This is a genomic window from Wolbachia endosymbiont of Oryzaephilus surinamensis (assembly GCF_025617515.1).
In the GTDB taxonomy this organism is placed as follows: Bacteria; Pseudomonadota; Alphaproteobacteria; order Rickettsiales; family Anaplasmataceae; genus Wolbachia.
This window is the reverse complement of record NZ_CP092526.1, coordinates 582,899-607,545: the sequence shown is the minus strand read 5'-3', so window position 1 is coordinate 607,545 and position 24,647 is coordinate 582,899. Positions and strand designations below refer to the sequence as shown.

Genomic DNA, 24,647 nt, shown 5'->3' with positions numbered 1-24,647 from the left:
ATCAAGGTATTTTCAGGATGTACAAAAATTTTCAGAAGAGTTTAGACAAGAAGTAAAAACCTTAACTCTATCTTAAACTGATAACATTACCAAATTCAGTGCTTATCACATCACTCAGTACTGTACTTGCTTTATATGAACAGTAGCATCCAATTGTAAGGAAGACAAATGCAGCTACAGCAAGTGAAATACATATTTCTAAATTCGATATTGTTAAACATGCACCAATAGCAAACGCTCCAGATAACACAAAAGAGGCAGAGGCATAGTTACTTTGCCTTCTATTATAAATGCTTGCTTCTGAAAGTTTTCTGTTTTTGTTATTTAAGTCTTGATTTTGAGTTTGAAGTTCTGATCTCTGTTGACTAAAATCCCTTTTTAACTGTGAAATTTTGTTAGTGTCTCTTTCACTTACAACCCTATCCAACTCTTGCTCTTTTTTTCTAAGTTGAGTTTTTGTTCTTTCAAGCTCATCTCTAAGGTTTTTAAGTTGACTTTTTTCTCTAGTAAGTCGAGCTACTTGATCAGTGAGAGTGTGAATTCTTTCCTGATTACCCTGCCTTACTTGTCTCAACTCCTTTTCTAACTGTGAAATTTTGTCAGTGTCTCTTGTTCTTTCATCTACGGTCCTATTCAACTCTTGCTCTTTTTCTGCAAGTTGAGCCTTTGTTCTTTCAAGTTCACCTTCCAGGTTTTCAAGTCGCTGCAATTCTTGAGCAATAAACTCATCGTTTATTTCTGATTGAACATTATGTGTATTTGCTACAGGTTGCTCTGCACTTGCAGGAAATTTCTCATTGAGATAATTTTTAATAGATTCACTTGGATTATTAACATTCCCCAACACAGCGTTGACAATTGCACGATTTATGAAGCAGTGATCTTCTACTAATTCTTTTACATCACCCAAATCTTTTCTATTAATAGCATCAGTTAATCGCTCCTTCATAACTTGCTCAATTATTTGCTTCACCCATGGATTTTGCTCTATAGCTGGTATCGGTTTTATTTGATTAAAATCTAGGTCTTTATGTTCTAAAAGTTTAGTCAATACTTCCTCGTTATCTTGTGTTATTCCTTGTAAACATGATTTGATAATCAGGCTAAGCAGCGTTTCTATTTCTCCATTGAAATTTCTTTTCCAGCAATTAGGGTTGAATTCTTCATTTAATAGTCTTTTTGCTTCATGGAAATTTCCATGAGAAAGAGCATTCAATAATTGTTTTCCTGTTTGTGCTTTTTGTATTTCTTTTGTAAGATGTGAAAAATCTTTCTCCTGCTCTCTCCCAATTTGTTCAATATATTCTTTAGGAGTGTAACTTTTTCTGCTCCCATAACGATCTTCATAATCATTTCTAATGACTGGATTCAATTCAGGATGTCTAAGTAACATCTGTACGAAACTCCTATTTTCCATACGAAAAGCTAGATGTAGAGCTGTATTGAGTTCTTTAGCTTCTTGAATATTAACATTTAAATTCTGGTGCTGTAAAAGCAAAGTCATCATTTTTAAGTTTGTAGGACTATCATCACCACCCATGATAATAGTCATTAATGGTGTATATCCCTCATCAAACGCATTAACATTCGCACCTTCTGCCAGAGCTCGCTTAAAATCCCCTAGATTTTCATCATCAATAGCTTTAAATAATTTTGTTGTTGATTGTCCTGAAGTTGTTTGATTTTGAGTTCGTAATCCTACATCACTAACAACCCTTCTTCTAAAATCTACATTACTTCCCGAAAGCATACTAAATTCTCCTCAACCTATAATTTATTAACATAATTATAAAAAAAACAAAGAAAATTGCAAGTAATTTAGTTAAAAATTTTAGAACTAATTATGATTCCAAAAATTTTTCTGCATCAAGTGCAGCCATGCACCCTGTACCTGCTGCAACTACTGCCTGGCGATATACCTTATCTTGAACATCGCCAGCGGCAAACACCCCTGCCCTACTGGTTAGAGTTGTTCCAGGTTTCGTAATTATATAACCTTGCTGATCCATTTCAACAAAGCCCTTAAAAATACCTGTATTTGGCGCATGCCCAATTGCAATGAACACTCCATCCACTTTTAATTCCTGAACTGTATTGGTTTTCGTCGATTTAATTGTAATGCCAGTAACTTTTTTTGGATTTTCTTCTCCAAGAACCTGTTCTACGGTATGATTCCATATTACCTTTATCTTATCATTTTTAAAGAGCCTGTCTTGCATTACTTTCTCTGCTCTTAAGTTATCACGCCTGTGTATCAGTATAACTTCCTTAGCAAATCGAGTTAAAAATATTGCTTCTTCAACAGCAGTATTTCCACCACCAACCACAGCTACAACTTTATTTCTAAAAAATGCACCATCACAAGTTGCGCATGCCGAAACTCCGTAACCTTGAAATTTCTTTTCACTCTCCAGGCCAAGCCACTTCGCTTGCGCACCAGCTGCGATTATAATTGCATTCGAATAGTAGTCACTAGCATTACCACAAGATCTAAATCTATACTCATTAGAATCCTCAAGTTGTTCTACACTTTTTATCTCATCGTCTATTATTCTTGCTCCCGCCTTCTCTGCATGCAACCTCTTTTGTTCCATGAGTTCTGGACCTTGTATAGAAATAAAACCTGGATAGTTTTCAACATCCGTAGTAATTGTAAGCTGACCACCAGGTTGCATTCCTGTTACTACAATTGGCTCTAAATTTGCACGTGCTGCATATATAGCAGCAGCATAACCCGCTGCTCCAGATCCAATAATAAGAACTTTTGTACTCAATTTATAATTCTGCACTGTGTGAGTTTAGATAATCAGCCACTCCTTCATCGCTTGCCTGCATCGCAGGCTTGCCTTTTTTCCACCCTGCTGGACATACTTCACCATGCTCTTCATTATGTTTTATTGCATCAATGATTCTAATGAATTCATCGATATTACGCCCTAAAGGAAAATCATTTATCGATTGATGACGTACAACAAATTTATCATCAATAACAAAAGTTGCTCTTAGTGCAATTGAGTCATCATATAAGACCCCATAGTCTCTTGATATAGACTTTTTGATATCAGACACTAAATTGTAGCTAACCTCTCCAATACCACCATCATTAACTGGAGTGTTTCGCCATTTATAGTGTGAAAATTTTGAATCTATACTTATTCCTATCACTTCAACATCACGTTTTGAAAAATCTTCTATTTTGTTGCTAAATGATATCAACTCAGTTGGACAGACAAAAGTAAAATCAAGTGGATAGAAAAAAAGGACAGCATACTTATCCTTTATATGTTTACTTAAACAGAAATCATCAACTATTTTTCCACTAGCAAGAACAGCCGAAGCAGTAAAATCGATAGCGGATTTTGTTACAAGATTCATAACTAACCTATTCATTCTTAATATTTATAATTTTATACCTTGATACATTTACATGCAAGTTTTCTTTAGCCCCAATCTTATAAAAACTTCCTCTTATGGCTGTGAAAATGTTATGATAAGAGCTAATTTTCATGAGTAGGGAAATACCCAAATATTACTATCTTTCACCTTTTCTCCCTTCAAATTTTTTAACCATTTCTTTTACACTTACATTCGTGGAAGGTAAATTTTTGCTGGCAAGATGGTTGATCGAAGATTTTTTATTCCCTACTGGAAATGAACGAGATTGTTTTCTCTTCACACTGATATCCGTTTGTGTTACTGAAGCAGTTTTGTTTTCAGCAGGCAACACGTTCTTTACTTGATTTCGCTCAAATCTTTCTTTTAATGCCTTTACTTTACTACTCTCGCGAGTCACTTCTTTTTTCATAGCAACTACTAGTACTTTTGGTCCATCAGCTTTTTTTGCTGATTCTTTACCATCTTGATTTTCAGATTTTAGTGGTAGTGTAGGGTTACTCTCAGCTGATTTTTCCACTACTATTTTTTGCTCTGTGCTTACTTTTTCGCCTAAATCTTTAGGCTTTGGTGGTACTGCAGGTTTATCTTTTTTCGGTTCTTGTCTAATTTTTTGATTGGCAGTAAACATTTTCTCTGGTACTGGTGGTACTCTTGGTGGTTTTGGTGGTGCAAGAGATTGAAGTTGTTGTTTCTTCCTATGTTCTCTTTTTGCTTCTATATGTTCTTTAGGAATTGTTGCATAAATCGGCTCCTCTTTAATTGATTGTAGATTACGCAAATCTTTTGTTAAAGATTTGCTCTTTTCCTCTTGATAATTTGATATTTCTTCATACTCAGGATCTTCGTTTAATGAACCTCCATAACCTGAATCTTCTCGCTCATATAAGAGATTTTTCTTTTGCTGTCTATTTTCTAAATTTATTCCATATGACCTATATTTATCTTGACTTCTTTCTATTCGCTCTAAATCTGAAATTTTTTGAATAACATCTGTATATTCGATTGCTGTTCTAGCAGTTGAAGGAGGCAATTTATCTTTTATAAAATTACTTATATTCCTAATCGAAACATCTCTTCCTAATATTCTATTGAATATCCTAAGAATTAATGGCTTTTTATTTGCCTTCTTTACACAATTATTCAAGTCGTCACGTATAACAAGTTTAGCTACATCTTCTGCCTTATCTGTAAAACCCTCTAAAGCATGAGATAAATCTGTTACTGTTTTACCATATTGTTTCTCTGAATTCCCTAGCTTTATAGCTTTGATCAGAGAATCGAGATTTTTTTTATAATCCTCACTTTTAAATGGATCATTCATACTAATTGTAATATTTTATTGAAATATAGATCTAAAATATTAAGATCTAGTGAATATTACTTTTTTAGTTCATATATAGCTATAGTTATACGGCGATAATGCGTAGCAGAATAACGATTTCGTCATTCTAGTATCTGCTTTTACCCCTTATCTAGGTGTGTAAAAGTGAAATCTAGTTTCGCTATATAACACAGTCTCATACAAGTAGCTTCTCGATTGAGAGTTGTCTTCTGCATTGAGCTCAACATTATTTACTACTTTTTCAGTAATAATTTCGGCAAACTCAGGAGAAAGTTCTTTTGCAGAAAATGCAGCATGTACAGCATTTTTAACAAAGAAACACGTAGCAAGTGCAAATACTGCTGTTGGTACACAGCACCAAGGAGAAGCTATACTAAAAAAGTTGTAGAAGCTACTAAAGTAAATATTGCTTGAAGCATAATATACTGTTTATCAATGCCAACATATTCAGCCATCAATTTTCTAACTTTGTTATTGCTGCCGTATGGCAAAAAAATATCTTAATAAAAGCTGTTACACTATTACTAGCAAGATATCAATCACGCTCTATTGGATCTACATTTTGATTTAAAATCGCCTATTTTCTTGCACCTTTTTGCCATTCATAGAATGTTAACTTTAAACCTCTTGGCTACAAATGCTCTACTTTCCCCTACATCCAATGCTTTTTTCCTTAAATCATAACTATATGCTGCTGGCATTCACATCTCCTCACTACTTTACCTATTCCATCATGTTCCGACTATTAGGAAAAGAGCTGTAATTTTCAACACTAACAAAACTACTTCCTAATCTTTTACACAGCAACCTATAGAACCTCCAACTTCAGAAAAATAGTTGAAAGACAATCAAGGAAACAAACCTTTCTTCTTCATTTTGATTGGTTTCTTATTTCTCTAAAGTTTTAATGTATTCCGTTAAAGCCCTGAATCCAATGTTAGAAACTGTATCTTTTGTTATAAAGGCTATTTCCTTCAATTTTTGATGTAAACTAGGTGGCAACCTTAACACTGACTGTGCTGGCCCTGGTTTTCTAACAGTAGATAAGGCTTCCTCATAAACAGATTCAAATTCTCTAATTGCTTTTAAATCGTCTGATTCAACAATACCCATACCTTTGCGAGAGGCACGTGAAATTGCAATTCGCTGACTCAAAAAACTATCGAACCTTGTTAAGTTGTCAAAACAGCTTAAAAAAGCATCACATTCTTCAATTCCTGTTTTAGTTACAACTGGATTAGTATTCATTTGATTAAGTAGGATTCTTGCTTGAAAGTTTTTGTTACAACTTTGAGCACCGTTAACTAAGTTGCTCAGAGTGTTAAACGTCAACATATCAGCTGCAGATGGAAGAATCGGAAATATAGCTAGATTAGCTAATGATAAGGCAGCCCTTAAAGTTTCATCTACTCTTCTTGCGTCAACAATAATATCTTGATATTTGGACTGTAAAGCTTGTAGCTCATTTCTGATTACTACACCAATGTTAATTTGGCCTAACACCTTGTGAATACTGTTAATTTTCGGTAAACTTTTGTCCTTGTCTCGCTGGGATGCCCACAAGGTAGCTAGCATTAATGGGTCAAGATCATAGAGAAGGACATTTCTACCTTCCCTAGCACGCATCACCGCTATATTTGTGGCTATGGTCGTTTTACCAGTACCACCTTTTTGACCACCAACAACTATTATCATAACACACCTCGTAATATTTTAATTCACTTGGCGTCTACTAAAAAATCAATAAGGGCAGTTTACATAATCCCATTTCAATGTTCAAGAAAAAGTGCTCCGGTGCTCATTCTTTGTTTATAAATAATATTCTTAATTCAATCCTTTGCTTTCTTCTCAATATATCTGCATATCAGAATAGACAGCTCATATAATACTAACATTGGAATTGCAAGCCCTACTTGGCTTAGTACATCAGGTGGAGTTAAGATTGCAGCAATAATGAAAATTACTACTATCGCAATTCTACGTTTATTTGACAAACTTTGTGCAGTGATTAGCCCTACTCTCACCATTAAGGTTAGTATGACTGGAATTTGAAATGCAGTACCAAAAGCGAACGCGAATTGAAGAACAAGGTCTAAATATTCACTAACTGATGGCATAAACTCTATTGGTATACCGAAAGATTTACCGCTATGTTCAAAAGCAATAAAAAATTTCCAGGCTAGGGGAAATATGTAGTAGTAAACTACAGCGGCTCCCGTTACAAACAAAACCGGTGTTGCAATTAAGTATGGCAATAACACTGCCCTTTCTCTTTTATATAAGCCAGGTGCTAGAAACATATAGAATTGCCATGCAAACACAGGAAAAGAAAACAACAGTGCACTCATTATTGCAACCCTGAGATATACAAAAAACGCTTCTGTTAAGTCTGTATAGATTAGAGAAAAATCATTGCTATCTTTTGTAACTTCTATTAAAGGTGCAAGTAAAAAGCGGTATATATTTTCTTTAAAGTAGTAACAAAACCCGAAGGTAACACAAAAAAATAGAAAGCAAAAAATAACCCTTTTTCTAAGTTCCGCAAAGTGCTCATAAAATGAAGCATATTTTTGTGAGTTTTCGTTCATACTTTACAATAAAGCTATATCTAACATTCTCAGTGAAAAAGCCCATTCATTATCGTACCACGCTGCAACTCTACAGATATCACCTGTGACATATGTACCAGCTAAATCCACAATTGCACTATAAGGGTTATGGACAAAGTCTATTGAAACTAAAGGCTCGTTACATACGGAAAGCACATGATTTGCTGAATTCTTAAACATTTCATTTATTTCTCCAGCTGTTACCTTCTTATCAGTCGTAAATTTAAAATCAACCATAGAAACGTTGCTAACCGGAACTCTAATAGCAGTACCATCTAGCTTACCCTTTAACTGAGGAATGACAGAACCAATTGTTTTTGCTGCTCCAGTTGTAGTTGGCACCATAGAAAGGCCACAAGCTCTTGCCCTACGTAAGTCTCTATGGTTGCCATCAAGAATATTTTGATCATTCGTATAGGCATGTATAGTGGTCATAAAACCGCTTTTTATACCTAAATTGGAGTGTAAAACGTGTACAATCGGAGCCAGACAGTTTGTAGTACAAGAACCTGCTGAGATCACTTTATGCTCCTTTTTTAGCATATCGTTATTTACGCCGTAAACTACAGTTACATCAGCATCTGAAACTGGAGCAGAGACAATTACTCTCTCTGCATTATGCTTTGCTGCTTCCGCACGCTTGTTGAATGCACCAGTGCATTCAAGTACTACATCAACATTCCAAGGAATATTTTCAGGGCTACGTTCTCTATATAAAGAAAACCTTTTGCCATTTATAGATAGCCAATTTTCAGACTCGTTAAAATCAATATCACCACTGAATTTACCATGAACAGAGTCATATTTAATCAAATGTACATGCTGCTCAGCACTGAGCGACCCATTTACCGCCACAACTTCTATTTGCTCGCTATAGTTTTCTACTTCAAAAATAGCACGCAATACACTTCTGCCTATTCTACCAAGACCATTAATTCCTACACGAATTGTCATTTTTCCATCTTAAAAGTTTAATTATAGGAAATATTGCCTGATATTTCATTCTATTCTTTTAGCTGTTAATCCTAATGTTATAATATATTGATTGACTAAAGAAACTGTATCACTTAATTAATAATGTCTAAATTTTAACTTGGAGTAGGTTATGCATGAATTACCAATGACAAATTCAGATAATCAGTATCAGCAAAGAAAAATAGAAGCATTGCAAAAAGAAAATAAAGGACTGTCAGAAAAAGTGAAAACATTACAAAAAATGTCAGCATTGCACAATGACATGCTAGTAATGATACAATGGAAAGCAATGACAGAGAAACTGCGCATAGAAATATTAAAAACACTACTAGAAGCACCTCAAGGAGCGACAGCATTACAATTAGAAGAAAGAGATGAAGATCAGCAAGTGATAGAAGACATACTGAATATGGAAGAAGAACGTGAATCTTTACGAAATTTGGAAAGTACTACTATTGAACAAACAAATATTCAAGGACAGAGCATATAGCTCTTTCCTAATCTTCAGAGTTAGCTAAGTAGCTGACTCTGAAAAGTAGATAACAATTAGGGCTTATTTTACCTTTTTTATTTAGTAAATTCCTTAATATTTCTAATTATAAAGAACCCATCAGTTATTTTTGTATTTTACGGCTAAGGATATTACTCTTTGGTATTTTATACTTTAATATATTAATATAAATCTTGATTAAGTAACTATAGTACTATATTATTTAATAATATATATTAATGTTAATTATTATGAGCTTAGAACAATTAAAAAAATTACAACAAGATTTTCTTGGAATAATTTTTCTCATACTTGCACCAGCTAGTGCAGAAGAAGAAAGAGATATGAAGGAGCGAGCATTAGAGATTATAAGTATATTAAAAGATCATATTAATGATGATATAGAAATGAATAATCTGAGAATGACAATTTTAGACTACATTGTCTTTTGTGATAGTCAAGATAACGTAAGGTTAAATAACAGATCGTTATTAGACTTAGAAGATGCCGTCAAAAGTATTGGAGGGAAAACTTCACAAGAGTTAGGGCGAGTAAATCAGATTCCACAGCAACCAAATAGTATTGGGTTAGCGGTAGCAGAAGCTACAATACAATATGAGGCGCATGTGAGAGAAATGGAAGAGAGAAATGTAAGGATTATCACCTCAATTGGAGTATTAGGTATAACAGCCTTAGGAGTTAATCTAGGAGTTAATCTTGGAAAATCAAAAGTGAGTGAAATTATTGGTGCAACACTTGGAGGACTATTATCCATGCCAATAATGGTCATGTTACCAGCATCAATAGCAGTAGCGTTAAAAAACAGTAATTCAGAGCTTAGAGAAGTAGTACAATATTCTCTTGATGCAACAAGTAAACCGTCAAGGATTGGGTTAGTAGCAGCTTTAGGAGCAGGCGCGATGATGTTAATTAACAATATAACTAGCAGCAGCACTGAAACAAATATGGAATTATTAGGCCCTGGTTTTATAGCTGCAACTGGAGCTGGAATTGGTGCTGCATTGTCAACGGCTTTAGCGAGAAGGATGTTTGCTACTATCTCCACAAATTTGGAAAGTACTACTATTGAACAAACAAATATTCAAGGACAGAGCATATAAACTTGTAATAGCTTCAAACTATTATAAATAACTTTCCCTACTTCCTTCTTTATCGTTACCCCGGGTGTTGTAAAACTGGGGTAATACCTTCCGCTACGAAAATCACCTACAAAACACAATCTTTTTATTCCCCCAAACAATTAGTTGTGAATTTAAGCAATCATATTAATATAGTAAATATTTACTTAATATACTAGTATTTACCTTGACTAAACAATTATAGTGCTGTATAATTTATACTTAAGCTTTAATAGTGAGGTGTTGATGGACGCACAAGAATTAGAAAACTTACAGAAAAGTTCATCAACAAAATCCCAAGATGCTGGGGAGAAAACATCAGAAGAGTTGGGAAGAAATTTAAACCCGAATGAAGCCAATAATGATATATTCTAAAATCTATCAAGAATACGAGGGAGAAACATGGACAGAGTCATTAATGAATGGTTTTATAGCCGCTGTTTCATTGGGATTTGGCTTCCTTCTAGGAAAAGCTACAAACGAAGCTGTTTCTACAAATCTGGAAAACGCTGCTGTTGAACAACCCAATGTGCAACAAACCCTACCCTTATGTATATAAAATGACAAATTTTATAACTAAAAAAGTACTTCCACATTTTCAAAGCACTGCATACAATAGAATTATATTGTAGTGCCTTATACTCATCCTGAGATATAGGAAAACAATCTATACAACATTTTAAGCTGGCTCAGAGCGCTGGCAAACCCAATACCATAATTTACAAGGAGGACTTATGAATAAGAAATTTCTCTATTCACCATTATCAATAAAAAGCATAGAAGAAAACGGAGTATTTTCTGGCTATGCGAGCGTTTTTAATATAGTTGATAAGCAAAATGATCTGATATTACCAGGAGCATTTAAGAATAACTTAAATAAAAGTCAGATAAAACTTCTTTGGCAGCACAATCCGAGCGAGCCTATAGGTAATATTACGGATATTTGCGAAAATGATATTGGCCTATATATAACTGCACATTTGCTTTTTGGTATTCAAAAAGCAGAGGAAGCATATTTAATGCTCAAAACTGGAACTATTAACGGGCTTTCGATTGGCTATATACCAATAGAGTATGATGTTGATCATGAAAGCGGAGCTCGAGTGTTAAAACAAGTGGAGCTATGGGAAGTTAGTTTGGTCACTTTCCCTGCAAATTTGGCAGCTCAGGTAATCAACGTGAAAAATCAGCACAATGAACAAGAAATGTTAGCAAGAGCAATAGAAAAAGCAAATTCTGTGCTTACGAACATGTGTATTTCTACTTAAAATCTATAAAAATTTTCACACAATTTAACATTTATATTATTATTTATTTAATAATTATATTAATATATATAACTTCAATACTTTAAAAATTAGGTAATTTTATGCTAAATGCTAACAATAAGGTTAATTACGAACCTAAACAAAAGGAAAAAAAATATAGCTTATCCACTGTGCTTGCTTGGCTATATCTAAAAACAATTGGACGAATGTTGCCAGAAAAGTGGAATCAATGGGCAAAGAGTATCCTACATTACAATATTGCAGATAATGTGGTTCAGACTGATGATCTTTTAAATTCTAACAGAGAAAAGGAATTGAAGGATGAAAATGAGAGATTAAAAGAAAAGTTGAAAGAAGGTAGTAAGAAGGAGGAAAATCAGTCAAATTTAAATCAGGAATTAACTAAAAAAGAGAAAGAAATTACTAAACTTAAAGAACAAGTAAAATCATTAGGAGAGGAAAAAGAAATATTTGCTAAATTTTTTGCAGCACAAGCACAGAAGATTGAAGACTTAGAATTAGAAAATGAAGAGTTAAAGTCTAAACTTGCAGGACTTAAAAAGAACTATAGTGAATTGGTAAAAATTGCACAAAAAAGAGGAGAAGAATTTTTAGCACAGTTCAAGGAAAAGTCTGAGGAGATATTACATTTGCAGAAAGAATTAATTGAGTGCAGCAAAGAATTTGCAAATAAAATAGAAATGCTCTCAGTAAGGGTAGAAGAAAAAGATGGGAAAATAGGTAGTTTAACGCAATTAAATGAAAGATTAGAACAAGAGAAAAAGGAAATGGAGAATAAAAATAATGCACAACAGCAAACTATATTTACAAAAGACCAAAAAATAAAAGAGCAAGACGATTTGATAAATTCATTTCGTGAAAATAAAGATATAAATCAAACTGTGAAGAAAGAGAATAAAAGCCTACGAGCGCAAAACACAGAACTTAAGAGTAAATTTAGTAAGTTAAACAACGAGTCTGATACTAAAATAAAGGAATTAAAAAATCAACTTGAGGAGAAACAAGCAGAATTAGAACAAGCTAAGAAAAAAAATACTGAATTAGAGGATCTTAAACAACAATTAGAGCAAAACAAAAGTGATTCAAGTAATAAACTAAGTGCTGCTGAAATAAAGAAAAAAGACTTAGAAAGTGAAGTTACTAAGTTACAAGAACAAGCTAAGGAAAAAGGTGCTGAATTACAGAGTCTTAAACAACAATTAGAGAAAGAAAAGACTAATCTAAATACCATTGAAAAAGAGAAAAAAGAATTAGAAAGTGAAGTTGACAAATTGCAGGAAAAATCACAGAAATTAGAAAAAAGTAACGTTGAAATAAAGAAACAAAAGGCAGATTTGGAGGGAAAATTAAAATCTTCACAAGAAGAGAATAAAAAGTTACAAGAACAAGTTGAACATCTGAGTCAAGAACGAGAAAAAGCAACAAGTATCGCAATATCTTCTGTTGAAAATAATGTAGAAACACTTAGTGAAACATTAAAAAATCAACAGATTGAAAGTTCAATAGCTGAAGGTGGACAACAAAAGTTAAAAAATGAGCTAAAAGATGCTGGTAAAAAGTCAGAAGGTATGAATAAAAAAACTAAAGCAGATACAAAGAGTATTTTTTCTACTTCTGGTTCTGTGAAGTCAAAATTTTCAAATACTTTATCTAAGCTTCGCGGGAATGACAGTCTCGATAAATTTTTATCTGATCAAAATACAAAGTTGAAAAAAAGTTTTCCTGAATTTAAAGGAGAACACTTTTGCCATAACGTGCTTAAGGAAACTATACAATCTCTAGTATATCAAAATGGTTATAAATTTAAAAGTGATAAGTTACTTGCACTGTTGAAAGAGAATTTGGTTCAATCTGGAAGAGCGATCATAGAAACTAATGTTAACAAAGTTGTTACAGAAGTTGGTAAAAAACATTCCATTAAAAATGGAGATTTTGTTAAAAATTGTGTAAACAAGTTGTATTTCAATGAAAAAGATAGTGAAGCAATAATAAGTTCTTTCACAAAATTTTTGGCTCAGGGAAATGATAGCAATAATGATTCAGTCAAAAAATTTGTTGTGCAGAAGTTAACGGAAGCTCAAATAAAATGTTTTTCAGATAAGGTTCAACAACTGGCATCAAGTATAAGAGATAAATTTTTATCCCCAGATCAGGGAATGTGTAATCAGACTCAAGGAGGAGTAAACGAGTATCAATTAACAGATAAAGCTAAAAAAGAATACAAATTAACACCTAACTCTTCCATGCGTCACACTACTTCATCAAACATTCAGAGAGTAACTAGAGTAGGCTCTTAGCATAAAGTATCAGCTCCTCCTTTGTTAAAGTGTAGGAGCTGTCTTCCCAGTGTTGTCGTAGCAATTCTAAGTTTCTACCTAAACTTTTTCCTGGTTGGTGACCTATGATTATTAAATCATCCCCAGATAAAGGAAATTTTGGAACATTGAATATATTGGCAAATAAAATATACTCATCAACATTTGTTCCAGACTCAATACCACAAATCTTCATTAAGTCACAATATAATTCCTTACCAAATAAAGATATATATTTCTTTTGCTCTTTTTCTGAAAGCTCTGTTTTGATATTGTTTGATAATAAAAATAATATTTTTTTCTTTTGCTTATTTGAAAGACGTAAAAACTTGCTCACTTCTTCCCCAAGACTCGCTCTATCTTCAGCAGTCCTAATAAGCAAAGCTAATTTTGTTAGTGCATCGATTGTGGGATCTAGGAAAGGCGTATGGACATACGCTGAGGGTTTTATAGGAGGTTTAGTGTTGATAAGAAGTGGTGAAGATAAAATTTCGCATTTTACTTCTTTTGGAATAATTTTTTGTAAAACATCAGATTTTTGCATGCTCTTAAGTGTTGGAGCAGGATCATTGCATTCCAAGAGTTTAAATATTTCTTCTCTTATTCTCTCTCCAGAGAGGTTTTGAATCATGTGCGAATGCTTTTTGCACACATCCAATATTTCATCACTTAAATCTCCTATGCATATTTTAGCGTGAAAACGAAACGCTCTTAAAATACGTAGATAGTCTTCCTTAATCCTATCTTCAGCGTTACCTATAAAGTTTAACTTTCGTGTTTTTAAGTCCTGAATGCCACCAAAGTAGTCGTATATATGGCCATGCTTGTCCGCATAAAGAGCATTAAACGTAAAGTCGCGCCTTGAAGCATCAGCTTGCCAATCATTAGTAAATTCTACCTTCGCATGTCTACCGTCACACTTTATATCATGCCTTAGCGTTGTAATCTCAAAGGATCTTTTATTTAAAATCGCAGTAATAGTTCCATGTTTTAAGCCAGTTGGAATAGTTTTTATATTACGGAGTTTTAACGCTTTAACTGCTTGATTAGGCAGCAGATTAGTAGCAAGATCGATGTCGTGAATGTCACGCTGTAAAATTGAATCTCTAACACATCCACCAACAAGCCTTGCCTCACCACCAAATTTCTCTATGGCCTCAATAATTACACTAGTTTCGTGATCAATTTGCATTTAGGTTACACATACTGAAAATCATGTTACAAAAAATGCGAAACTTTTGCAAAAATCCTCATATAAAAATATACTTACTATTACCCACAAATATAAAGTTCGTGAGCAAGTCGCCATCCTTCTGCTAGATCAAAGAGACGTCTCCATCCTTTCCAAATAGTAATGGGGCCTGGTTCTAGATCATTTTTTCTAGCCAAATGTCCTCCAAGTTGAGCAATCCATGAAACAGCTTCTTTTATAGTAGGAGTTGCATTTGAACATGGTTTTCTATGTATTTTTACATATAGAACTTTCCATTCTTCTTCGGCTAATAAGGTAGTACACGGTAATGTTGGATCAGTTCTTGCAATTGTTGTAATAAAGAAAATTCTCCAAGCAATAATACTCATTACTGTTAAATATCGCATCAACCTTTCTGCTGTTCCAAGCCTACATTCTTCAACTTTGAGACCAGATTTTAAAATTTTATGTAATATTTCTATTTTCCATCTAAGACAATACCACCTAACTTTTTCAACAGCTTCATCAAAGGTATTGACTGGAAGATTTGTTAAAAGCATCCACTCTAGCGGATTTGTTTCAGAAGGAAAGTCTTTTTCAACAACGTAAACTGCATAGTGTGGTAATTTAAGTAATTCTTCTGTCTTATGCCTAATACTATTCTTAGATGGATGCATAATAAACTTTCCGAATCTAACTTCCAAATGTGCTGTTCTTTTTGGCTTATTATCTTTTGCAGGAACTTCAACTTTTACCGTACCTGCACAATGAGAGGATTTAATAAATTCCCATAACTTCTGCTCACCTTTTTCAGGATATCGAGATTTTCTATTTACTGCCCTATCTTTGGAAGCTCTAACTAACACTGCCGAATTAAGATTATATGCAAGCTCAAAAAACTCATATATATCTGCTTCTCTATCGCATATAGTTATAGTCTCAGTTTGAGTTGAATCAATAATGTTGTTTGTGTTGCTTAAAGTTTCTAACCATTTTATACTCTCTTTATCTTCAATGCGGATACTGTCATTGTTCTTTTTTTTTATGTTTTCAGATTCTTCAGGTCTTGAATAAATTTTTTGATCTAGTATCCCTAGTACCAAACCTTCTATACTAACAGCTAGAGCTGTATGCATTATAATACCTTGACTATGTTTTCTTGTAATAACTCCCAATCCACTTGTTTTTTCATGGTCTGTGTATGAAATATAACTTGTATCTTGGATCACAAAAATTTTTTTATGGGCTTTTGTTCTTTCAACTGTTTTAGCAACGTGTGAAGCTAGAATATCGCCTTCTTTCACGTTCTCATTTTGAAAAAAACGATATGCTGCTTTTGCTTCTGACCAACTTCCACACGCCTGATTGATTGAGCTTTCAGGTAAACTTGTAAAACTATCAGCAATATTTACTAATCGGTCAGTTAACCTTTTATCTCCAAGTACAGCATCTCCAAATTCATTTTCAGCCCATTCATTATTCCTGTTTGCCATTTTTTACCCTCAATGTTTGCAAACTTTAATGTTGTAATACTTTATTTTTATGTCCATTTATATTTGTGGGTAATAGTAAGAAAAATATATAGGCAGGAGAGTGGTAAAATAAGAGGGTAAAGTGATAGAGTAAGTCTACAACAAATCCAGTGCCTAGAAACTTATAAGTATAAAAGTAATGTTAAAATACAATGTTTTCGATGATTATAAAAAAGCTGGATGAGCCACTTGCATGACACCTTTGTAGCCTTCTCTTGTCATCCCAATACCTGCTCAAGTAACTGACACTGGTTCCCTTTATGATGGTGTTATCCGAGTAGCTCATCCAGATTTTTATCAGGAACGTTGATTACTCTTTATTCTTCGCCCTTCCTGCACGTTTACGTTCATTTGGATCGAGGAACTTCTTACGCAAACGTATAGATTTTGGAGTTACTTCTACCAATTCATCATCGTCTATATATGCTATCATATCCTCCAGTGTCATTATTTTTGGTGGAGTAAGCTTTATAGCTTCATCGCTACCTGAAGCTCTTACGTTTGTTAATTGCTTACCTTTAAGTACATTTATTTCTAAATCATTGTCACGACTATGCTGACCGACAATCATACCACAATATACCTTATCTTGTGGCTTAACAAACATAATTCCCCTATCTTGCAGATTGAAAATTGCATACGCTACTGCTTCGCCTTTGTCTGTTGAAATTAAAACCCCATTACGCCTTCCGGAAATTGAACCTTTATGTGGAGCATAACTGTGAAATAAACGGTTGATTATACCAGTGCCGCGAGAATCAGTTAAAAATTCTCCTTGATAGCCAATTAATCCCCTTGATGGCACTAAAAATGTCAACCTAGTTCTGCCACTACCAGAAGGTCTCATGTCAGTTACTTCACCTTTTCGAAAGCTAAGTTTTTCCATGATGATTCCACTATACTCATCATCTACATCAATTACTACTTCCTCTATAGGTTCAAGTTTTTTGCCATCTTCTTCTTTAAACAGCACTCGAGGCCGTGAAACTGAAAGTTCAAAACCTTCCCTTCTCATATTTTCAATCAGTACCCCAAGCTGCAACTCACCACGTCCACCTACTTCAAATGCTTCACCACTTGGAGCCAAAGTTACAGTAATTGCAACGTTTGTTTCTGCTTCTGCATATAAACGATCTTTTATAACAGTTGAGGTAAGTTTTGTTCCCTCTTGCCCAGCAAAAGGTGAGTCATTCACGCTTATAGTAATCGCCATTGTTGGCGGGTCAACTGGAGTTGAGCTGATCGCAGTTGTAACTTCTGGTGCTGCTATAGTGTCTGAAACTGAAGCTTTCTCAAGTCCTGCAATGGCAATGATATCACCAGCTACAGCTTGCTCTACTGGAACGCGTTTTAAGCCAGAAAATGAGAGTAACTTAGTTAATCTCCCTCGCTCAACCACTTGACCATCAAGATCAATTACCTTAAGATCTGAGTTAACTTGCGCGATTCCTTGGTAAATCTTTCCTGTCAATATTCTGCCAAGAAATTTATCAGATTCAAGTAAAGTAACTAGCATAGCAAAAGGTGCATTTTGATCATAAACGGAAGGTTTTATGTAATCTATCACCGTTGAAAATAATGGGCTTAAATCTTTTCTCTCATCAGATAGCTCCTTAGCACACCAACCATTTCTACCTGAAGCATAGAGTACTGGAAAATCTAGTTGCTCGTTGGTTGCATCAAGGTTAAAAAATAACTCATATATTTCATTTAGTACTTCATCAATTCTGCTGTCTGGTCGATCAACCTTATTGATTATCACAATCGGTTTTAAATTTGCCTTTAGTGCTTTTGACAACACAAACTTAGTCTGTGGCATTGGACCTTCTGCAGCATCAACCAGTAGTAATACACCATCTGCCATGCAGAGCACCCTTTCCACTTCTCCACCAAAATCCGCATGTCCTGGTGTATCAATGATATTGATTTTCTCATCACCCCACATTATTGACGTACATTTTGCAAGTATTGTAATCCCACGTTCACGTTCTTGATCACCACTATCCATCACTCGTTCTTGAACTTCTTGATTCTCACGAAACGTGCCACTTTGTTTTAACATGTTATCAAGTAAAGTAGTTTTTCCGTGGTCAACGTGTGCAATTATTGCAATATTGCGGATTGATTTAAATTCACTCATTTCTTATCATTTCAAATTTAATTTAATAACAAGTATACGTATAATATATTTAGAGTAAATAACTAAAGCCGTGCTTTCAGAGTATTTTAGGCAGATCATGGAACTCTAACAAAAAGGTTTCATGTTCGCTGTACTTTGTAGCAACTAACACCAAGACAAAGAAGAATCTTGCTTTAGCAGTACATTTATATAAAATTAAAATAAACTAAAGTAATCATTTAAATGCTAACAAGATTCGCTCCAAGCCCAACTGGCTACCTACATGTAGGAAACATACGCACTGCACTCATTTGTTGGATGTACACACGTAATCAAAATGGAAAATTTTTACTACGTTTTGATGATACTGATCTTGAGCGTTCAGATATCAAATATGTAGATAATATCATAGAAGACCTAAAATGGATTGGCATAAATTGGAATTCAAGTTTTAAGCAATCAGAGCGTTTTGAGCGCTATAACGAGGTGTTCTTACAGTTAATGAAAGAAGGTCATATTTATGCATGTTATGAAACAAGAGAAGAATTAGACACTAAACGAAAATTGCAATTAAAACAAGGTCTTCCCCCTGTTTACGATAAAGGTGCGTTGCTTTTAACTGAGCAAGAGAAAATTCGTTATGAGCAAGAAGGACGAAAACCACATTTCAGATTTAAATTGGATAGAAATAAAACTGTAAAATGGAATGATGAAGTTAAAGGCGAAATAAATATTGCAACAATTCATATCAGCGATCCTGTAGTAAAAAGAGAAGATGGAATTTATACGTACATGCTACCTTCTGTTATTGATGACATTGACTTTAATGTAACCCATGTTGTACGTGGGGAAGATCATGTAACTAATACCGCAGTTCAGATTCAAATGATTCAAGCATTAAAAGCGAAAATTCCTATCTTTGCCCACCTTCCCTTACTACACTTTGATGATAGCAAAATATCGAAACGGAAAGGCGGGCTGGATATTAAGTCCATAAGAGAAGATGAGATTGAATCAATGGCGCTAACTAGCTATTTAGCAAAGCTTGGAACATCTGATCCGATAGAAGCTTATATTGATATGCAGTCTTTAATTGACTCATTTGATATCAAAAAATTTAGTTCAGCATCTTTACAATTCAGCTTGAGTGAAATTTATAAGCTAAATAGCAAAGTGCTACAACAAATGCCATTTGAAATGGTGCAAGATCGTTTAAGTCAAATTGGCTCAGAGTTTTGGTATTTTATAAGGAGTAATATAGAAAAGTTTTCTGAAGTGGCCAAATGGTGGAAAATATGCAAATTTGGTATAGAACCTGTGGTTCTTAATAAAGAGTTTATAAAAATAGCGCTAAGCACATTACCTCAAGGTGATTGTAATGAAAACACATTATCAGAGTGGGTTAAAAATATTCGACAGACAATTGATATAAAGGCAAAAGATCTATTTATGCAGTTGCGCCTCGCTTTAACAGGAACAGAAACAGGTCCAGAACTCGCTAAATTATTAATTTTTATCGGTAGAGAGAGCATTATTGCAAGGTTAGAAGAAAGCCAAAGAATTATACAAAAGGTTTAAATGCACCGAATGTATTTTGAATGACACCAATAAGCATTGTTCAGGAAATGTGAAAATATTAGATTTCTTGTCATTCCAGTTTCTGCTCCTGTCATTCAAGTAGCTAACACTGGAATCCATAATCTCGCCAAAACGTTGTATTTTAAAATAACTTCTATACATATCCCATATTTCTGGATCCCAGTGGGCTTTGTTGCATAACACTTCATGTAGTGGTGATTTACGACAAATTCATGTAACTATTTCAAATTTAGCCATACCAAAATCAGTAAATTTGTTAAGCAAATAACACTTGAGTAGCAGTTCCTTCTCACGATTAATCTCAGATTTGTTACGAAAATTAAATCCGAATATTTGTTTCAGTCGCGAGAAAAAACTTTCTATATAAGATCTTTTTCCGTAGTTTATTTGCCTTTTCCACATCTTTATATTATCTTTATCATATGATTTTATTAGTCTAATTGCAGCATTTCTCTCTGCCATATAGTCTAACTTTGGATGCTCTACTGCATTATTTTGCAGAGGAATTTTTGTCTTTATCCCAAGTTCATTGCACAATTTATATAATTTCTTTCGGTTATATGCCCTATCTCCATACAGTGTGCTTATATTGAGCTTCAACTCTTTCAATAAGATCACAGGTTCCGTAATGATCAGAATAAACTCCTCTACTATATTTTGCAGCTATGACTTTTTTGCTACCTATCTCCAGCATTACATGCAGCTTTCTTACCTGTTTATAACTGCGATACTTCGCTATTTTCCTTACTGTGACCAGGGGTATTATCTGATACTTGTACTATCTATGGCAATTTCAATACCTTCCGTATCATTTTTGTTAACTCTACAGTCACTGATCTTAATATTGAGTTTTCTAAACCTCCTTGAAGCTTGTGAATAGCTGATAATCTGCAAATTTTTTCCTATTTGCTGCAAATACCCTTCTATAAACCCTACCGTTTGTCTTAAGCCAATTCTAAAGAGATTAGCGACTATATGCACTAAAATCACAACTTTATCGCTATAAATATAGTTGCCACCAGCCATTTTTGGACCTTTTTCGTACCAATTCTCAATTGCTTCATTAATAAAATGAAAAATATTTCCCCTCTCTTGGAGAAATTTGTTATATTCATGGCAGTTACTGACTCTCATTTTTTGTGACATATTTTTCTTTCGTAGGTTAAATGCTTGTCTTATAGTGAATTTTGTCAGTAACTGCTAGCTCTTTTTACTTGAGTGATGCAACAAAGCCATCCCAGTGTCAGCTACTTTCATGACAACATTTAGTTGTTTTTTCTCGTCTACCTTATTTTACTACTCTGCTGAACGAATAACACCAATAGTTAATCTCATGCTGAAAGATCATTTTATGGTCCAAGTCAGTTCTTTTACAAGTCACTTCCAAGCTCATCAAATTTTCTAAGATCTTCTTAAGTTCTGAAAGTTGCAAACTTTTCAAATGAGATTTAAAACTCTGCAATTGTTTGAAGAACAATGGAGGACTCAGCTGGTCAATTGCAGCTTGTTCATTCATTCCATTTTGTATTAACAGCAAAACGCTTTCTAGCCGTAGAAAATAATTTGATATAATACGGATTAATGCTATCGGTGAAAAATTCTCTTGTAATATCAATACATCGGAAATTTTGATGAATTGTCCCATGTCTTTACTCACTATTGCAGAGCACAGATTATCAAGTGTAACATAATCATTGCCGGAGGTTGAAAAGCATAGATCTATATCAGCAAGTTTAAGATCTTTTCTTTTTCCTAGATATAAAACTAATTTTTCAAGCTCTGAATATATAGGCAGTTTGCTATGATTAAAATAAGACTGCAAGTGGTAGATTATCTCACTTGTGCACTCTATATCATTTTGTTTCAAGTAACTTGATATAATATCACAAAGATTACTACCGCTGTCCTTATAGCAGGTAATGACACCGAAAATTTTTGAGCTTTCCATATAACTTTTAGTTGTAGAACTATATGGAAGATCATTTGCTATCATTACTATATAATGATCGCCTATATTATGATCCAATATGTTTCTTAACTCTTTAGATATACTTCCACTGACATTTATCAGCTTAACTAACCTTTTTTTAGTAAACATCGAAATGTTTGCCAACTCGGAAAATAACAAGCCAGGCGACTTATTCACTACTGCAAAATCCATCACCTGAACTGAATACTCATTCAAGTTGGCAATTATTTCCTGTACAAAAATATCGACCTTACTATTGTCACTCCCATGAATTAATACACCACTTAAAGTATCCGGTTTCTCAAGGAATTTTTTAACTTTAGATGGCGTGATTCTCATGCCATCTATATTATATTATCACTATTTGGTGGTACATCATTTGATTGCACATCAGTTTCCAACAATTCTGAGCTTTCTTGATTTGCTGTATTCTGCATATCATCAGACACTTCTTTCTTTCCCGTAACATAATTATAAAAATTTTTTATAGGCTGTCCTATATATCTAGAAAAAAATCCTTCGGCCATATCTTTCACTCCACAAATTAACAATTAGCACATAAAAACAACGTAGCAAAAACTACTTTACGCTCAGATAGTTACACTCATTTGTTAATGAATTATGAACTTCCGAGACCAAAATTAAGTCGATCTACTTAACACCAATCTTATAAAATAAGCAATGATTAAATACACAGCTGCGATAAGTATAATTGCAGGTCCAGTTAATAAGTCAAAACTTGCAGATAATATCAAACCTGATACTCCAGAAATCACAGAAAAAACTGTTGCAACAATAATCATTTGCATTGGAGTTTTTGAAATGAGTCTTGCTGATGCAGCAGGTATTAACAAAAATGCAGCAATGAGTAATATTCCTATTAATTGAGCAGAAATTGCAATAAAGATAGCGAGTATAATCAAAAATTCTAGCCTAACAAAATTAACATTTACTTTCTCAACTGTTGCCAAATCTTGATTAATCGAAATCATCAGCCAATAGCGCCATCTAAATATTAATATCAAAGTAACTATTACGGAGGTTAGAAAAATTGATATTATATTACTTTGGTCAATCATTAATATGTCACCAAAAAGTGAGCTAATAATACTATTATTACCTGATGGAAGAAAAGACATAAGTATTAAACTCGATGATAAAACTACATTGGTAACTATGTTCAATATCGTATCAGCAGAGTATAATTTATTAAAATTAAGAGAAAGTAGTATAGCAAACATAATTGCAATGAGCATTATACTTACCGATGGGCTGATATTAAAGATCAAAGCAAGTGCAATACCAAGCAATGAAGAATGGGACAAACTATCACCCAAATACGATAACCTTTGCCATATCATAAATGACCCTAGAGCTCCTGTGACTAGGCTAATCATAATTACCGCAATTAGACTGTTTATAAAAAAACTCTGTGTAAATATCTCTAACATGCTATCAGATAACTGACAACAAATCTATCTTCAGATATTAAAACGTTATGGGTTCTGCATGCAGAACCCGTCGTCATAAATTCAAAATTTAAATTCTTTTGCTCCATAAGATAAGACTTCATTGAACAATCGCGTATCTTACCAGTACCTATTATCAAAATCTCTATTTCCTCTGTTAAAAAAGATTTAAAATACTCCTTGTTATTTATATCACTTTCTTTCAATTCAATCACCTTTTCAGGAAAAATTATAATTGAGCCATGATATTCTTGATTATTTACCCAAAATCTTTCTTCCCTGTAACCATCTATAAGATTTTTCTTCTTGGAAATTAAGGGCATAAATCAAACCATTAATTCCGTGTCGCACACCCACCATTCTGGATATTCCTTTTTGATATTTGCCGCTGCAGCTTTTGCACTTTCTTCACTATCAAACATTCCAAAACACCCTACACCACTACCTGACATACGAGAAAGTATAGAGCCTTCTTGTGACTCTAGTGTTGATATTACATTCTGAATTTCAGGTACAAGACTTATTGCTGCTTCTTGCAGGTCATTTTTTGTCTCTTTAAGAAGCTCTAACAAATTCTCCTCAGTGTTATCACTCCACTTAATTGGCTGAGAGAAATCCTCTTTATACTTGGAAAATACTTCTGATGTATTCAAAAACTTTTTTTTCGGTTTCACAAGTACCAGACTTGTGGGTAAAGAGCATTGTTTAATGGGGCATAATTCCTCACCAACACCTCTGACAAAAACTGGCTTACTATCTATACTTGCAGGTACATCAGCACCAACGCTTAAAGCTATATCATTTAAAAATTGCCTATCAATGTTCCAAAGCTCTCCCAGCATGCGTATCACAGCTCCAGCATCTGAGGAACCACTACCAAATCCCGCAGCAATTGGTACATTTTTTACAACCTTCACAGTGACTTTAGTGCGTACAGGAGCATGCCTAAGCAGTAGACTCACTGCTCTCGTTATAGTATTATATCGATAATTTATTCTAAACTCAGAATTTACAAATTCAACTGTAGAGTTATCATATCTAAAGTTTTTTTCTCCTACTTTTATCTCTAAAAAATTAGAAAGTTTAGCAAAGACAACCAAACTTTCAATTAAATGATACCCTCTTTCTTCTCTATTTATAATATGTAAAAAAAGATTGATCTTTGCAGGAGCCTTTACACAAAAACTTTCCATCTGTATATCTTCACTAACA

At 33.8% G+C, this 24,647-nt stretch carries 22 protein-coding genes and 2 pseudogenes; 7 read left to right on the top strand and 17 right to left on the bottom strand.

The features are described from left to right. Positions 1-67: 67 nt before the first annotated feature. The 4 genes from MJ631_RS02615 to MJ631_RS02600 all read right to left on the bottom strand — a co-directional run bounded on the left by MJ631_RS02615 (position 68) and on the right by MJ631_RS02600 (position 4,717). Positions 68-1,750 (bottom strand): ankyrin repeat domain-containing protein, encoded by a 1,683-nt coding sequence (locus tag MJ631_RS02615; protein ID WP_214303412.1) that lies wholly within the window; start codon positions 1,748-1,750, stop codon positions 68-70. A 91-nt stretch (positions 1,751-1,841) separates the two neighbouring features. Continuing rightward, complete coding sequence (gene trxB / locus MJ631_RS02610) at positions 1,842-2,789, bottom strand: thioredoxin-disulfide reductase (protein WP_213863721.1); 948 nt, start codon at positions 2,787-2,789, stop codon at positions 1,842-1,844. Further along, the gene (locus MJ631_RS02605) at positions 2,776-3,375 is read right to left on the bottom strand and encodes a peroxiredoxin (RefSeq protein ID WP_007302702.1); all 600 of its coding nucleotides are present in this window, start codon (positions 3,373-3,375) and stop codon (positions 2,776-2,778) included. The genes trxB and MJ631_RS02605 overlap by 14 nt, the downstream gene beginning before the upstream one ends. Positions 3,376-3,532: 157 nt before the next feature. Next, on the bottom strand, positions 3,533-4,717 hold the full coding sequence (locus tag MJ631_RS02600; RefSeq protein ID WP_214303413.1) for a hypothetical protein: 1,185 nt from the start codon (positions 4,715-4,717) through the stop codon (positions 3,533-3,535). A 223-nt stretch (positions 4,718-4,940) separates the two neighbouring features. On the opposite strand from MJ631_RS02600, the gene MJ631_RS02595 reads away from it, so the two are divergent. After that, entirely contained in the window at positions 4,941-5,126 is a 186-nt protein-coding gene (locus MJ631_RS02595; protein ID WP_214303414.1) for a hypothetical protein, read from the top strand. 160 nt (positions 5,127-5,286) lie between these two features. Here the strand turns inward: MJ631_RS02595 and MJ631_RS08125 are convergent. From MJ631_RS08125 to gap, 4 genes and pseudogenes are all read right to left on the bottom strand, one after another. After that, positions 5,287-5,439: pseudogene (locus MJ631_RS08125) on the bottom strand (IS630-like element ISWpi11 family transposase); the annotation flags it as partial. A 187-nt stretch (positions 5,440-5,626) separates the two neighbouring features. Then, complete coding sequence (locus tag MJ631_RS02585; protein ID WP_214303415.1) at positions 5,627-6,433, bottom strand: nucleotide-binding protein; 807 nt, start codon at positions 6,431-6,433, stop codon at positions 5,627-5,629. A gap of 134 nt (positions 6,434-6,567) precedes the next feature. After that, a complete protein-coding gene (tatC, locus tag MJ631_RS02580) occupies positions 6,568-7,326 on the bottom strand; it encodes a twin-arginine translocase subunit TatC (protein WP_007302699.1) in 759 nt (252 codons plus the stop codon). Positions 7,327-7,329: 3 nt separating this feature from the next. Continuing rightward, positions 7,330-8,301 carry a type I glyceraldehyde-3-phosphate dehydrogenase gene (gene gap / locus MJ631_RS02575; RefSeq protein ID WP_214303416.1) on the bottom strand — a complete coding sequence of 324 codons (972 nt, stop codon included), beginning with the start codon at positions 8,299-8,301 and terminating at the stop codon, positions 7,330-7,332. A gap of 151 nt (positions 8,302-8,452) precedes the next feature. Here gap and MJ631_RS02570 point away from each other — a divergent pair, with 151 nt between their 5' ends. The 5 genes from MJ631_RS02570 (at position 8,453) to MJ631_RS02550 (ending at position 13,537) form a co-directional block, all read left to right on the top strand. Beyond that, the gene (locus tag MJ631_RS02570; protein ID WP_214303417.1) at positions 8,453-8,812 is read left to right on the top strand and encodes a hypothetical protein; all 360 of its coding nucleotides are present in this window, start codon (positions 8,453-8,455) and stop codon (positions 8,810-8,812) included. A 251-nt stretch (positions 8,813-9,063) separates the two neighbouring features. Continuing rightward, positions 9,064-9,933 carry a hypothetical protein gene (locus MJ631_RS02565; protein WP_246485289.1) on the top strand — a complete coding sequence of 290 codons (870 nt, stop codon included), beginning with the start codon at positions 9,064-9,066 and terminating at the stop codon, positions 9,931-9,933. 367 nt (positions 9,934-10,300) lie between these two features. Then, a complete protein-coding gene (locus tag MJ631_RS02560) occupies positions 10,301-10,510 on the top strand; it encodes a hypothetical protein (protein WP_012481750.1) in 210 nt (69 codons plus the stop codon). A gap of 175 nt (positions 10,511-10,685) precedes the next feature. Continuing rightward, positions 10,686-11,219 carry an HK97 family phage prohead protease gene (locus tag MJ631_RS02555; protein ID WP_007302694.1) on the top strand — a complete coding sequence of 178 codons (534 nt, stop codon included), beginning with the start codon at positions 10,686-10,688 and terminating at the stop codon, positions 11,217-11,219. A 101-nt stretch (positions 11,220-11,320) separates the two neighbouring features. Continuing rightward, positions 11,321-13,537, top strand: a complete 2,217-nt coding sequence (locus MJ631_RS02550; protein WP_262986604.1) for a hypothetical protein — start codon at positions 11,321-11,323, stop codon at positions 13,535-13,537. Here the strand turns inward: MJ631_RS02550 and MJ631_RS02545 are convergent. The 3 genes from MJ631_RS02545 to typA form a co-directional block, all read right to left on the bottom strand. Continuing rightward, positions 13,521-14,747 (bottom strand): CCA tRNA nucleotidyltransferase, encoded by a 1,227-nt coding sequence (locus MJ631_RS02545; RefSeq protein WP_214303419.1) that lies wholly within the window; start codon positions 14,745-14,747, stop codon positions 13,521-13,523. The genes MJ631_RS02550 and MJ631_RS02545 overlap by 17 nt on opposite strands. A gap of 80 nt (positions 14,748-14,827) precedes the next feature. Beyond that, on the bottom strand, positions 14,828-16,240 hold the full coding sequence (locus MJ631_RS02540) for an IS4-like element ISWosp2 family transposase (protein ID WP_214303148.1): 1,413 nt from the start codon (positions 16,238-16,240) through the stop codon (positions 14,828-14,830). A 349-nt stretch (positions 16,241-16,589) separates the two neighbouring features. Further along, positions 16,590-18,419: a translational GTPase TypA gene (gene typA, locus MJ631_RS02535; protein WP_007302691.1), complete on the bottom strand. Its 1,830-nt coding sequence runs from the start codon at positions 18,417-18,419 to the stop codon at positions 16,590-16,592. Between the two features lie 222 nt (positions 18,420-18,641). Here typA and gltX point away from each other — a divergent pair, with 222 nt between their 5' ends. Next, a complete protein-coding gene (gltX, locus tag MJ631_RS02530) occupies positions 18,642-19,976 on the top strand; it encodes a glutamate--tRNA ligase (RefSeq protein ID WP_019236368.1) in 1,335 nt (444 codons plus the stop codon). Between the two features lie 231 nt (positions 19,977-20,207). Here the strand turns inward: gltX and MJ631_RS08225 are convergent. The 6 genes and pseudogenes from MJ631_RS08225 to MJ631_RS02495 form a co-directional block, all read right to left on the bottom strand. Beyond that, a pseudogene (locus tag MJ631_RS08225) lies at positions 20,208-21,143 on the bottom strand (IS5 family transposase). A gap of 142 nt (positions 21,144-21,285) precedes the next feature. Next, the gene (gene holA, locus MJ631_RS02515) at positions 21,286-22,305 is read right to left on the bottom strand and encodes a DNA polymerase III subunit delta (RefSeq protein ID WP_007302689.1); all 1,020 of its coding nucleotides are present in this window, start codon (positions 22,303-22,305) and stop codon (positions 21,286-21,288) included. A gap of 5 nt (positions 22,306-22,310) precedes the next feature. After that, positions 22,311-22,493, bottom strand: coding sequence for a hypothetical protein (locus tag MJ631_RS02510; RefSeq protein WP_007302688.1), 183 nt, complete (start codon positions 22,491-22,493; stop codon positions 22,311-22,313). A gap of 114 nt (positions 22,494-22,607) precedes the next feature. Then, the gene (locus tag MJ631_RS02505; protein WP_015588476.1) at positions 22,608-23,417 is read right to left on the bottom strand and encodes a metal ABC transporter permease; all 810 of its coding nucleotides are present in this window, start codon (positions 23,415-23,417) and stop codon (positions 22,608-22,610) included. Further along, a complete protein-coding gene (locus tag MJ631_RS02500; protein ID WP_007302686.1) occupies positions 23,411-23,758 on the bottom strand; it encodes an Mth938-like domain-containing protein in 348 nt (115 codons plus the stop codon). The genes MJ631_RS02505 and MJ631_RS02500 overlap by 7 nt, the downstream gene beginning before the upstream one ends. Before the next feature lie 3 nt (positions 23,759-23,761). Further along, entirely contained in the window at positions 23,762-24,628 is an 867-nt protein-coding gene (locus MJ631_RS02495; protein WP_007302685.1) for a 4-(cytidine 5'-diphospho)-2-C-methyl-D-erythritol kinase, read from the bottom strand. Positions 24,629-24,647: the final 19 nt, after the last annotated feature.

Coding starts and splice junctions, on each gene's coding strand:
- MJ631_RS02540 (WP_214303148.1), bottom strand. CDS start 16,240: ATGGCAAACAGGAATAATGAATGGGCTGAAAATGAATTTGGAGATGCT.
- MJ631_RS02585 (WP_214303415.1), bottom strand. CDS start 6,433: ATGATAATAGTTGTTGGTGGTCAAAAAGGTGGTACTGGTAAAACGACC.
- MJ631_RS02505 (WP_015588476.1), bottom strand. CDS start 23,417: ATGTTAGAGATATTTACACAGAGTTTTTTTATAAACAGTCTAATTGCG.
- MJ631_RS02565 (WP_246485289.1), top strand. CDS start 9,064: ATGAGCTTAGAACAATTAAAAAAATTACAACAAGATTTTCTTGGAATA.
- MJ631_RS02545 (WP_214303419.1), bottom strand. CDS start 14,747: ATGCAAATTGATCACGAAACTAGTGTAATTATTGAGGCCATAGAGAAA.
- MJ631_RS02555 (WP_007302694.1), top strand. CDS start 10,686: ATGAATAAGAAATTTCTCTATTCACCATTATCAATAAAAAGCATAGAA.
- MJ631_RS02550 (WP_262986604.1), top strand. CDS start 11,321: ATGCTAAATGCTAACAATAAGGTTAATTACGAACCTAAACAAAAGGAA.
- holA (WP_007302689.1), bottom strand. CDS start 22,305: ATGAGAATCACGCCATCTAAAGTTAAAAAATTCCTTGAGAAACCGGAT.
- MJ631_RS02560 (WP_012481750.1), top strand. CDS start 10,301: ATGAAGCCAATAATGATATATTCTAAAATCTATCAAGAATACGAGGGA.
- MJ631_RS02510 (WP_007302688.1), bottom strand. CDS start 22,493: ATGGCCGAAGGATTTTTTTCTAGATATATAGGACAGCCTATAAAAAAT.
- MJ631_RS02615 (WP_214303412.1), bottom strand. CDS start 1,750: ATGCTTTCGGGAAGTAATGTAGATTTTAGAAGAAGGGTTGTTAGTGAT.
- MJ631_RS02600 (WP_214303413.1), bottom strand. CDS start 4,717: ATGAATGATCCATTTAAAAGTGAGGATTATAAAAAAAATCTCGATTCT.
- tatC (WP_007302699.1), bottom strand. CDS start 7,326: ATGAACGAAAACTCACAAAAATATGCTTCATTTTATGAGCACTTTGCG.
- MJ631_RS02500 (WP_007302686.1), bottom strand. CDS start 23,758: ATGCCCTTAATTTCCAAGAAGAAAAATCTTATAGATGGTTACAGGGAA.
- gltX (WP_019236368.1), top strand. CDS start 18,642: ATGCTAACAAGATTCGCTCCAAGCCCAACTGGCTACCTACATGTAGGA.
- typA (WP_007302691.1), bottom strand. CDS start 18,419: ATGAGTGAATTTAAATCAATCCGCAATATTGCAATAATTGCACACGTT.
- MJ631_RS02570 (WP_214303417.1), top strand. CDS start 8,453: ATGCATGAATTACCAATGACAAATTCAGATAATCAGTATCAGCAAAGA.
- gap (WP_214303416.1), bottom strand. CDS start 8,301: ATGACAATTCGTGTAGGAATTAATGGTCTTGGTAGAATAGGCAGAAGT.
- MJ631_RS02605 (WP_007302702.1), bottom strand. CDS start 3,375: ATGAATCTTGTAACAAAATCCGCTATCGATTTTACTGCTTCGGCTGTT.
- MJ631_RS02495 (WP_007302685.1), bottom strand. CDS start 24,628: ATGGAAAGTTTTTGTGTAAAGGCTCCTGCAAAGATCAATCTTTTTTTA.